Below are 12,197 nucleotides of genomic sequence, written 5' to 3'. Positions count from 1 at the left end.
GCTGCGGCTAGTTCCAAAACTATCTGTCCGCCAGCTATTACCTTTATCATCGCGAGTCGTGCCGAAGCTATCAGTGCGAAAAGTCGTCGCAGTTGCACTGAAGCTGAATAGTAAAGTAGCAATTACAATCCCGTAGTTTCTCATCATTGAGATCAACCTTATTTGCAATTAATTTGTATTAGCTCGGGTAAGTACCGCTTCAAAATCAGCAGCAGTGAGATCGGTTGAAGCTTTGAGCATATCTCTTGCCAGAGCTCTGCGCCGGTTCAGTAATTCATCCAGGGTCTCTTCGAAAGTCATTAACTGACTATCACGCACAGTTGGATAGTAAACGTAGACATCTTTTTGCTGCCCTATGCGGTAAGCCCGGTCAGTTGCCTGATCTTCTTTGGCAGGGTTCCAACAGCGAGTAAAATGGATGACATGATTTGCTTTTTGTACATTGACGCCAAACCCAACGGCTATCGTCGATAGGATGATAACGTTAAAACCCGGCGATGACTGAAAGTTATCGATCAAACTCTGACGGTTTTGGTCACTTCCGGATTTCGTGCTGGTATCACCATTAATGATAAAAGGCTTGAATCCAAAATGCTGCGAGACCAGATGCTGCAATTCGCGTTGAATATCTCGCAGTTCAGTAAAGATAATGACCTTATCATCTGATGACTGGCGAATATTATTTAATGTATCCAAAAGCCATTTCACTTTCGGGGCATCGTTACGTAAGCGTAAATCAGCACTCACGGAATAAGGCCATGCACAAATCAGTTTCAGGCGGTGGAGTAGTCCAAGCATACCTGCCCCACGTTGAGCCAGACCTTCGCTGATTTCCTGTTGGTTCTGCCAACTCACTACCGAGTGAGTATAGAGGTCCCGCTGCAACGGCAACATACTAAGGTGCTTACAGGACTTATCTTCAATTTTTTCAGGAAGATCTTTCGCCACCTCTTCCTTTGTTCGACGCAAAGTCTGCGGTTCAATCAATTTTCTTAATGATTCAAGTACTTTATCATCACTCTGCTGCTCGATCGGCCGCAGGAAATCTTTGCCGAAATTATTCAGAGCTCCCAGGAGACCTGGTTGAACAAAGTCAAACAAGCACCATAGATCGACAAGCGTATTTTCAACAGGGGTTCCAGTACAGGCAACTTTGAATTGTGCCTGGATTGCCTTAGCTGACTGGGTAATAAGGGCTGCTGGATTTTTAATTTTCTGTGCCTCATCGCAAACCATGATGGACCAAGGTTGGCGAGCCAATGAAAATTCCTGATCGCGTAATGTTTCGTATGTGGTCAGTACTATCTGAGCCTCTCCAACCCAGTCATTTTGCAGCAGGTTTTTAATCCCCTTACTCTTTAGTTCGAAAGGAATGCTCTCCTTAGCGCACTTTTTCTCTCTGAGTTCATTGCCGTAAAGCTTTAAAATCGAAACCTGCTCGCGCAGGAAAAAATTACCGACCTCACGCTCCCAGTTGTCGAGTAGCGACACCGGGGCAACAATCAGAGAGGGCGGAGCATCCGGGAAACGCTCACGATGCCAGATGAGGAAGGTTAAAATCTGTAACGTTTTCCCCAGCCCCATATCGTCTGCCAGCAGGCATCCCGTCGTCTCTGTTGGGGATTTAAGGTACAACTGCTGGAGCCAGGCAACGCCTTTACATTGATGCTCACGTAGCTGAATAGAGTCCTTAAGAATCATTGGAAGCTCGGCTTCAGCCAAGTGTGCTTCTAGCAAGGAGGTTCGCCGCTGTTTGACATACAGTGCCTGCTCAATATTCTGTTCGATCAGCAGGACAGCGCGACTCACCGGCTCAGTATTCGCGGTAATACTTGTTTCAGCATCGATTTTCTTTTTCCACTTTTCGTGGAAAACCTCTGCTACTTCTCGTGGTAGAAGGTTATCGTTCCAGGGCATAGCGACTTCAGGAGCATCAGAGGCTTTTGCTTCTTCCAGACGCGTATCTAACTCATGAAAATGCTGATGATTATCCAGGTCCCAGCCCGAGAACATGGCTTCATACATCTCCTTAACGAGGTTGTCTGGAAGCCAATTTTCACTTTCACTTTTGACCAGATACGGTGAACTGATTTTCTCGAACTCTCCTATCCCTATAACTCTGTCGCTGTACTTGTTGAGATCGAGTACGTGAGAAAAATTCAATCCCGCAGCCTGTTGCTGCCAGCCTTCCAGCAATGCCTGATACTCTTGCAATTCATCCTGAGTGAATCTGGACAGCTCGAGGTCATAGCCCTGCCAGACACCAGCAGGAAGATGCGCCGCTAACTTTTGTTCCAGCTCAGTAATCAACGCTGCCAATTCAATTGGTCGGTTAAACACGTATGTTTCATCTGGCACAGGCTGTTCAGTCCTGGGGATCAGGATCAGCGAAACAGACTCAACCTGCATGTTTTCTTCAACCCGAGGCTCCAGACGGAAATCATAAAAATAGATCCCTGCATCCTGTAGATTCTGCTCATATACATCGGGATCAAGTACCTGGCTGGCGTCTTCGCCAATCCAGGTATACGGATTGCGAACAAACGAGAGCGCATCATCGCCAGCGACTCGACGGCCGGTGATGGCATGTACAGAGGTAAGCACATCTTTGACTTCAGGTGAAAGAATGACGTGGCTTAATTCACCGTCATCACCCAAAACGCGATACCGATCTTGTACCTGTTGCGTGCGATCGAAACTCTGCAGCCACTTTGCAGGCTGTTCGTCAAAAACCGGCTCAATTTCCAGAACCCGGGTATCCGCCACGAGTGATTTCCGCAACTTTAACTGCAGTGACTCGGGCCTGATAACTATCGTTTTAGCCAGGTAATCATCCAGTTTTGCTCCTGCCTTTTTTGCCTGTCGACGTATTTTTGCCCACCCGGTTTGGTTGACCGTCTCACCCGGTGTCTGTCGCTGTTGTAATCTGAGTTGTTGCAGTGAGTCCAGAAGCTGCCAGTTCTCTTCGCTAAGCACAAATGTGCCTTCCGGGGAGGAAAAACTTGCCCCCTGGCTAGTGATCTCTACGGGACGATAATCGTCAGGCAGGGTCCATTTATCAATGAAAACGCGAAAAGTGTCATCACTGATGCTCCCTGTCGCAGCAAGATGGGCGGTCAGATTACGCTGTTGAGGGAAGCTGAAAATTGCCAGACTGCTGGCATAATCTTCATTATTCAGAATACGATAGAAGTCATCCCAACTGATAAACCAGCAATCCGACCAGTGTGATACATAATCCTCTTCATGGAGTTGTTCCAGGCATGAAGTGATAAGCCAGTTATCCTGAGTGTCGGCAAGACTAAAGGGGAAAACGAAGCCCTCCGCCTTAATTGCATAAAGCGGCACAAGTGAAGCAGTAACTGCTTTATTATCATTAATAAATTTACCTAACAATTTTTTGAACACTATTTGCTCCAGTAAGTAAATTTACCCAGCACAGGTTTAAATCCGAGGCTTAACAATTTTTTGGCAGCCTCATGATCTGGTTCGTTGAACTGGATATGAATTGCTCCCCCCATACCACGTTTATCCATCACTTTACAATCGACAGACCGAATCACTTCCCTGATTTGCTGTTCTCGAGTCGTAAAATTTTGGTCTACTTTTTTAGCTTTTAAAGAAGCTGCAATAATTTTAATCTGTTCTTCTCTGTTTGACCTTGATTCATTGGCTTCTGATTTAGCCGGAGAAGATAAAGACCTGCCTCCGCTTTGAGCTGCATTAAAACGGGAGATATCGATAGTAGCTGATGGCTGATTGGAATCTTCCGCAACGTAGCTAATGCCTAGTCTACGAAGTTCTTCATCATAGCGGCTCATCCACCCTTCAATACGGTTAAGCGAATAGTGCGTTACTGGAGATAAATGCGGTAAACGCAGACGCACTTTACGCCGGTTATTACGCTTATCTTTAAGATCATAATCAATGTCGAGAATACCAGTTTCCGGATTAAATGGTGCATTATCGATATGATAAGAGTACATGGCTCCTACTTTCGAAAACTCGACAAAAAGATAATTCCCAATCCTCATGATCATGGCATTGTTGTCGCGAGAACCGGGGCCTTGTAGACGGCTTAACCGACCCGCATTTTTTGCCCGAAACTCAACATAATCGGTATCTTTCGAACGCTGAGCATCTTCACCCAATACAATTCGCGTATAACTCATCTGATTAGCATATCGTAGCCAGTAGAACAGACGTGCCTGATCGACATCCCGGTTACCTTTAAGCAACTCAAAGAACAGTTTCAGGTCATCTTTAGCGAACCACCCCTGTACCATAAGCAGCACCGCGTTATCGACATGAACCTGCCAGCCTTTATTGCGGCTAGTTAACTGAGGGTTTCCCCAATACTCCAGGGCTAACAGCTTAAGTTCAAGGTGAGTCCGGTGTTTAAATATTGACTGGTAATAACGGGTAAGTGCAGCTGCCAGGATATTATCTTTAAAACGAGAAAGCTGACGGCTCAACGCGATCAGTTCATTAATTTTTTGTTCAAACTCATCGTCAGTCTGACGAAAAATCTCGCTCACCAGATGGTTAACAATTTTGCGCCATAGCCAACTGGTCTGGGGGATCTGTGCCACTTTTTCCAGCACGGATATATCGGTTATTTCCCCACGGCCGAGCTGTTGCCCAAGAAGAAAACCCGCATTGTCGGTAAAAATATCGCCATAAGTGTCGATTACCGTCATCCATGACAACGGGCGAGGCGAACTCTCTTTTAACAGTTTAAACCCAGCAGCAATCTGCTTGCGTAACTGAAGCCACTGCGGATTTTCTTCGGGAGTATCGCTGACATGTCCAAAGTAGCTGGTACACAGCGCCAACCACTCCCTACGCGTTAATCGTTGTTGTGCAATTTTGCTCTGAATTTCAGCCGATATTTTGGCAAAGTTTACCGCATCATCAATGAGTGCGGTATCAAACAGGTCTCCCTCTGCCACGTCATTGAGGCCAAAAAAGATCATCTTCCACTCAGATGGCTGTGGCGTGTCTCCCGAACGCAATCGGGAAATTGCCTGCCTGCGTTTCTCCGTAGGGGGCACCATCTGTACTGCGCGAGCATCTACCTTTCTTTCAAGTTGGTCGATGGTGCGTTGTAGATAGATAAACGAGTGACCCACAACCGGATCTACACTCTTTTCCCGGTAAGGAAGAAGGCGTGATTTTAGCTTCTCTATTGCGGACGTCATTGCACTGCACCCAGTTGGCAGGTTTCCTGACTAATACCGGGGACGACATCCATACTCTCGTCCTGTTTTTTATCTTTCAGGCCAAAGAACTGCATACGCAACTCGACACGACGGCTGGCTTCTTTACTCTCTTTCGCGTTGTTGAACGACACGCCACCCGCCAAAAATAATTTTCGAATCTGGATTTGCTGATCTGCAGTAATTCTTTGCTGCAGCGCACTTCTGCTATCCAGCAGACTGCACATCACCCATTCCGAGCGCTGAAGAGAGAGATGCAGGTTGTAGAGATACGAACCATCCGTGTCAGTAAACCCTTCAATAACGATCTGTTTAAACCATTTCTTACCTTCGTCGCTATTTGCCGCATCCAGGACCAACGGCACCACATCCTGCAAAGCCTGCTGCCCTTCTGAGGTGAGCGAAAAGCGGTTATGTTCAAAACGCCCTGCTTCGCCAAAACTAATACGGTTATCGTGGCAATCGACATGTATCGTTTTATTCAGATTCTTTGCCTGCAGCTCAAGTCGTTCACACAGACGGGCGATATCATGCCCTCGGGACTTTTCCCCTGCTTCAGCCTGCTGGATCCTCTGCGTGACGGAGCTAAGCGATGCCACCATGACGACTAAAAATAGCACCATCATGGCGGTCATCAGGTCGGCATAGGAAATCCAGAATGGTTTTTCCGCTTCATCACTACGACGCTGCCTGCTATTGAATGCCCGGTTAAACATCAGCCTGTTCCTTACGCGCGACGACTACGGAGCACAGTTTCCAGCGTATCCACGCTTTCACCGATGATTTCAACAGAAGAACTTAAGGCGCCAGCCGCTTTTGTCAGTTGTGTATCCATCTCCTGGAGCGAACGGTTCAGACCGCTTTCTACCCCGGTGGTGAAGGACTCAAAGCTGGTGCCCATCACCTCAGCGACGTTGTGGAGAAACTCTTGGGCTTCACGGTTGTATTGCTGCAGACGTTCGGAATACGACTTCAGATCTTCCACAAACCGGCTGCGGGATGTTTGCTCGTCATGGCTGCTATTGATGAGTGTTTCCAGTGCGCTAATGGCATTCGCCACCACCTCGCGGGTATTGCGGTAGTCAGCGATCAATGCGCCCAGCTCAGAGCTGGCACTGGAAAGAGTTCTACCTGCCTGCTGAGTGCCATTCAGAACTTCTGCAGTCAGATGATTAGCTTCGGCGACACGATTCCCCGCTGTTTCAAAGCGATCGGCAGCCACCCGCATTTTATCGGCACCAGTCTGAATTTCTTCCAGGTGACGCGTCGTGTTTTGCGCCATCCGTTGCAGTAAATCACCTGATGCGGATTGCTGCTCACGCAGCATCTGCATTAACGCCTGAACCTGACTCTCAAGCTGGCCAATGATTCGCTGAGCTTCCTGTTGCAGAGCATTCTGAGCCGATTGCTGTTGCTGGCTAAGGGATTTCTGACCTTCTTCCAGTTGCCCAAACAGGGTGCCCAATTGGCTACCTAATTGATCGATACCGCTGGTCATTTTCTCACGTAGGGCATCCTGGCCGGAGTGCATAGTATGTTGCAGAGCAGCCATAAAATCTTGCTGTTGCTCGGCGGCCGCCTGTTCGCGAGCTTCACTACGGGCTAATAGTTGTTGGGTCTCTTCATACAGAGCACGCTGACCTTGTTCCTGGGTCTGGCTCATCTGTTTTTGTCCGGACTCAAGCTGACTAAATACACCTGCCAGGTTTTGAGTCAGATCTTCAACACCTTTGCTCATATTGCTCATCAACAGATTTTGTGCCTGATTTTGCTGCTGATTAAGTTGTTGCTGACCATTTTCCAGTTGTGCGAACAAGGTTGCCATATGGCTGCCAAGCGTATCCACAGAGGCCGCCATTTTCTCCATAGTTTCATTTTGTCCCTGTTGAACACTGGACTGAATGGCTTCAATAAAGGCACGCATCTGTTCCGCCATCGCTTTTTCACGCGCTTCACTGTCGGCAAAGATTTTTTCCAGCTGTTGGGCCATGCGTTCGCCAGCGCCTTCACCTTCTGCGCCAATGCGGGCTACAGATTCCTGCAGGCTTCGTAGCATGTCATTCATACCTGCCTGCATCTCTTGCTGGCCGCTTTTCATTTCGCTGAGTAACTGAGAGATCAGTTGGGCGCTGCCCTGACGTGAATCATCCCCAGCCTGACGCATATCCTGCAGCAGGGTAGAGAAACCGCTTTGCATGCTCTGGATCGCTTCCACGGAACGGCCCATCATCTCCTGCATCGTGGTGAACTGCTGACCAAACGTGTTATCCATTTTGTTCATAAAAGCAGTAAGGACGTTCTCAAGCATCGACTGCACTCGATGGCTCTGATCGCCGGAGGCGGTTTGCACCACGCCCGCAATTTTGTCCAACGGGCTTTTCAGACTGGTTTCAATAGCGCCGCTAACCTGCTCCGCAATCTGCTGGCCTGATTCCCGATAGGTGGAAGACAACGTCTCTGCCAGTTTCTGATTTTCTCGCACCTGACTGTCCACCAGGTTCTGTAGCATCTCTCTTAAATCACTGACCAAACCATCTTTCAGTTGTTTGGCATGAGTGGTGTTTTCTTTGGTACTGGAGAGGAGCTGCGAAAGGTAATCTTCGCCGACGCCACCTTCAAAAAGCTGGTCGATGCTGGCTGTCAACGACTCAAGATTTTTATAGCATCTCGCCAGCCGCCATTTTTCAAACATGGTGACCAGGATGGAGAAAGCAATGGCAAAGGCGGAACCTAAAAACGCGTAAAGGACATCACGCAAAAGGTTAGCTACGCTGGCGCTCACTTGTTCTGGCGTGCTGGGGTCAAAGTGGTGCAAACCGATCATTAGGCCTGAGAAGGTCCCGATTATCCCAATCCCAGTCAGGATACCAGGCAAATGCTTAAAGGCTTCCGTATAGAGTGGAATTTCCACCAGTAAAGGTTCAGAGAACCAGGCGGAAGCTGGGGCGGTAGAACGAATGCTATGGATCCGTTTCTGCCCGCTGTCTTCATCTAACTCAAACTGACGATGCAGCGACTCTTTAAACTCGCTCCAGGGATGTGCAAAAAACTTCCCGGAAAATAATGCATCCAGTTTTTCCAGTTGCTGGGCCGGTTTATCTTTGGCAATCAGTTGAATCGCCCTCGCTTTCTGTTTAAAGCGGGCTGAAATCACAAAAGAAGGAATGGCATAGCGGGCAATGAAGCACACCAGCAGCACCGCAACAACAAGAGCAACATATTTCGGCACATTTTCTGGATTAACAGAGGTTAACGTGTCGAGGAACGAGGTCAGCGAAAACATCTACACACCTTGAGTGAAGAAAAAGACATTTGCAGGGGGAATCACCAGCAAAGAAAAACCGCCCGCTCAGTATAGGAAAAATCTGAGCTTTGGCGCTATAAAACGTTATCTGAGCCACAAAAACATTGATCGACCGCATGAGTAATAAATTTAAATTCCTTGATGTAAATAATTCATCAGGTTTATGATTGGCAACACCACGACAATGTAATTTAAATTTATTCGGATTGCAGGATGACGCGAAGCTACAAAGATATCGCCCACTTTACGGCAGGCTCGCACATTAGCCGTATCCAGCAAAACACAGATGGGTCCGCCTTTCGTTTCTATGCAACCGAGCAGTTTTTGCTAGATGACTGGCAGTCAGGTCTTGCGTCAGCAGAGAAAGAGCAGTGGGTGAAAACGCATCAGGATGTTGTGATTACGCAAAAAGGAGATGTTGTCATCAGTCTGATCCACGGCAAGGCTGTTCGTGTGAGTGCCGAAAATGCCGGGCGTATCTTAGGTAATAACTACGTCAAAGTGGATGTTGATGACAGCCAGATTAATGCAACGTGGTTTCTCTGGCATTTCAATGAAAGCCCAGAGGGGCGACGCCAGCGAATTCAGGCCACCCAGGGTTCCACCGTCGTACAGCGTATCGCGGTTAACGAACTGAAAAATTTTACCGTTACCTTCCCGCCACTCGCACAGCAAAAAGCGATGGGGGGGCTCTATCTGGCGGCGCGAGAAAAACGCTTTTATCAGCAGCAAATTGCCGCCCTGAGTGAACAACAGATCCTGAGCCTGCTCAGTGGTATGATTTGACTTATTACGTCACCCCTTTGTGACGAAGAAAAACAACAGGAACAACTATGTCTCCCCAGATTGAAGCGCAAAATTTAAGTGAACTGCAAGGCCGCCTGTGGAATATTGCCGATACCCTGCGCGGTAAGATGAATGCTGGCGAATTCCAGGACTACTGTCTCGGCTTTATTTTCTACAAATATCTCTCAGAAAAATTTGTCGCGTACGCTAACAAGATCCTCGCGGAAGACGGCATTCAGTATAACGAACTGACCGCAGAGCATCCGGCGTATCAGGACATCGTTGATGCCGTAAAAGAGGACAGCATTCAGACGCTGGGCTACTTCCTGCCGCCTACCGATCTGTTCCACACCATGGCGGAACGCGTGGCCAAAGATCCAAAAGGTACAGGTACTGGGTTTATTCTGGAAGACCTTGCTACTACCCTACGCAGCATTGAACAGAGCACGCTGGGCACCGACTCCGCGGATGATTTCAGCAACCTGTTTGAGGACCTCGATTTAGGCTCAAGCAAGCTCGGCAACACGGCGAAAGCGAAAAATGAGCTGATCGGCAAAGTCGTCACAGAACTCGATAAACTGAGCTTTAACCTGAGCGAAGCGAGTTCCGACATTCTGGGGGATGCCTACGAGTACCTGATCGGCCAGTTCGCCTCAGGCGCGGGTAAGAAAGCGGGTGAGTTCTATACCCCGCAGCCGGTTTCCACTTTGCTGGCTAAAATCGTCACCACCCACAAATTGAAGCTGAAAAACGTCTATGACCCGACCTGTGGCTCTGGCTCTTTGTTACTGCGCGTGAAACGTGAAGCCTCGTCGGTGGGGAAAATCTACGGTCAGGAGATGAACCGTACTACCTATAACCTGGCGCGTATGAACATGATCCTGCACGGGGTTCATTATGCGGATTTTGAGATCATCCAGGAAGATACGCTGGAGCACCCGCAGCACACACATCTGAAGTTTGATGCCATCGTTGCCAACCCACCGTTCTCCGCCAAGTGGAGCGCCAGCCCGCTGTTTATGAACGATGACCGTTTTGCCCAGTACGGCAAACTGGCGCCATCGAGCAAAGCAGACATGGCGTTTTTACAGCATATGTTCCATCACCTGGAAGATGACGGCACCATGGCGGTGGTTCTGCCGCACGGCGTGCTGTTCCGAGGAGCCGCCGAAGGCCATATTCGTCAGTTTATGATTGAGAAGCTGAACTGCATTGATGCGGTGATTGGCCTGCCTGCCAATATTTTCTACGGCACCAGCATTCCGACCTGCGTACTGGTATTGCGCAAGTGCCGCAAGCACAACGACAGCATTCTGTTTATCGATGCTAGCAATGACTTTGAAAAGGTGAAAACCCAGAACCGCCTGTTGCCGGAACATATCGATAATATCGCCGATACCTACAACGACTGGAAAGCAGCTGAGAAGTACAGCCATATCGCGACGCTGGAAGAAATCCGTAACAACGATTACAACCTCAACATCCCGCGCTATGTCGATACTTTTGAAGCGGAAGAAGAGATTGACCTCAACGCCGTGGCGCAGGAGATTCGCGATCTGGAAGGGAAAGTGGCGGAGATTGATAAGACCATTGCTGGGTTCTGTAAGGAGCTGAGGATTGATGCACCGTTTACTCTGACGGAGGGGGGGAAGTGATGGTGCCGAAGCTAAGATTTGCGGGGTTCAATGAGCCATGGAGTGAAACCTCGCTCGGTAAAATATCATCATTTATTACCAGCGGTTCTCGTGATTGGGCACAGTACTATGCTGACGGCGGAGATAAATTTATTCGCATGACAAATCTCGTAAGAGATGGAATTACATTAAACTTGTCAGATTTAAAATTTGTTCGTTTGCCTGAAAATTCGAATGAAGGTAAACGCACAGCCTTACAGCATCATGATATTTTGATTTCTATTACCGCGGAACTGGGTAAACTGGGATGGGTTCCAGATGATTTGGGAACTGCGTATATTAATCAACATACTGCTTTAGTTAGACCTAATTTATCTATAGTTTCTTCCAAGTTCATCGCAAATCTTTTGTCGACGAAAAAATATAATAATATATTAAATCAGCAGAATGATTCCGGAGCTAAGTCTGGACTTAATTTAAGCACAATTAAAAATTTTGGATTTTATGCAACCAATAAAATAGAACAAACCAAAATCGCCGATTTTTTGTCCTCTGTTGACGAAAAAATCGCGCTACTGACCAAGCAATATGAGCAACTATGTCAGTACAAAAAAGGAATAATGCAGCAGATTTTTAGTCAGAAATTTCGGTTTAAGGAAGGTGGAGGAAAGGATTTTCCTGAATGGGGAGAGGTAACTTTAGAAAACATAGGGAGTTTTTTTTCTGGAGGAACGCCGGCGTCAACAAATAGAAATTATTATAATGGAGTTATTCCATTTATACGATCCGCCGAAATAAACTCAGATTCAACTGAGCTTTTTATTTCTGAAGAAGGTTTAAATTCATCTTCTGCTAAATTAGTTAACAAAGGTGATATTCTATATGCTTTGTATGGCGCAACAAGTGGTGAAGTTGGTATTTCTAAAATACATGGAGCAATTAACCAAGCGATTCTTTGCATCCGTTCTACATTAAACACAAGCTTCCTTTATTATTTTTTGAAAAGTAGCAAAGAGCAAATTGTATCTACCTATATTCAAGGGGGACAAGGGAATCTATCAGCAGAAATAATTAGAAAGCTGAAAGTTCCGACTCCCTCGACAGGGGAACAAATCAAAATCGCCAACTTCCTCTCTGCTCTCGACGATAAAATCACCGCAAAAAAAGCAGAACTGGACAAGTTAAAAATCTGGAAGCAAGGCCTGCTCCAACAAATGTTTGTATAAAAATCATTCGGCCCGGCTTACTCCGGGC

The 12,197-nt window shown here is 47.3% G+C and carries 7 protein-coding genes; 3 read left to right on the top strand and 4 right to left on the bottom strand.

The features are described from left to right. Positions 1–168: 168 nt before the first annotated feature. The 4 genes from zorD to zorA1 are packed head-to-tail and all read right to left on the bottom strand — an operon-like array spanning position 169 to position 8,502. Positions 169–3,408, bottom strand: a complete 3,240-nt coding sequence (zorD, locus tag C6A40_RS05795; protein ID WP_045334509.1) for a type I Zorya anti-phage system protein ZorD — start codon at positions 3,406–3,408, stop codon at positions 169–171. Next, on the bottom strand, positions 3,408–5,201 hold the full coding sequence (zorC, locus tag C6A40_RS05790; RefSeq protein WP_058657820.1) for a type I Zorya anti-phage system protein ZorC: 1,794 nt from the start codon (positions 5,199–5,201) through the stop codon (positions 3,408–3,410). Before zorC ends, zorD begins: the two co-directional genes overlap by 1 nt. Further along, the gene (zorB1, locus tag C6A40_RS05785) at positions 5,198–5,935 is read right to left on the bottom strand and encodes a type I Zorya anti-phage system protein ZorB1 (protein WP_045334513.1); all 738 of its coding nucleotides are present in this window, start codon (positions 5,933–5,935) and stop codon (positions 5,198–5,200) included. The genes zorC and zorB1 overlap by 4 nt, the downstream gene beginning before the upstream one ends. Before the next feature lie 11 nt (positions 5,936–5,946). Further along, positions 5,947–8,502 (bottom strand): type I Zorya anti-phage system protein ZorA1, encoded by a 2,556-nt coding sequence (gene zorA1 / locus C6A40_RS05780; protein WP_045334515.1) that lies wholly within the window; start codon positions 8,500–8,502, stop codon positions 5,947–5,949. Between the two features lie 234 nt (positions 8,503–8,736). On the opposite strand from zorA1, the gene C6A40_RS05775 reads away from it, so the two are divergent. The 3 genes from C6A40_RS05775 to C6A40_RS05765 are packed head-to-tail and all read left to right on the top strand — an operon-like array spanning position 8,737 to position 12,169. Beyond that, positions 8,737–9,309, top strand: coding sequence for a restriction endonuclease subunit S (locus tag C6A40_RS05775; protein ID WP_045334516.1), 573 nt, complete (start codon positions 8,737–8,739; stop codon positions 9,307–9,309). A 47-nt stretch (positions 9,310–9,356) separates the two neighbouring features. After that, positions 9,357–10,964 carry a type I restriction-modification system subunit M gene (locus tag C6A40_RS05770; protein WP_045334518.1) on the top strand — a complete coding sequence of 536 codons (1,608 nt, stop codon included), beginning with the start codon at positions 9,357–9,359 and terminating at the stop codon, positions 10,962–10,964. Then, on the top strand, positions 10,964–12,169 hold the full coding sequence (locus C6A40_RS05765) for a restriction endonuclease subunit S (protein ID WP_045334520.1): 1,206 nt from the start codon (positions 10,964–10,966) through the stop codon (positions 12,167–12,169). The genes C6A40_RS05770 and C6A40_RS05765 overlap by 1 nt, the downstream gene beginning before the upstream one ends. Positions 12,170–12,197 lie beyond the last annotated feature (28 nt).

Origin of the sequence: Enterobacter sp. GER_MD16_1505_Eko_090 (assembly GCF_003331015.1) — a bacterium.
GTDB classification, from domain to species: Bacteria; Pseudomonadota; Gammaproteobacteria; order Enterobacterales; family Enterobacteriaceae; genus Enterobacter; species Enterobacter roggenkampii.
The sequence above is the reverse complement of the archived record's forward strand: the minus strand, read 5'-3'. Positions and strand labels throughout refer to the sequence as shown.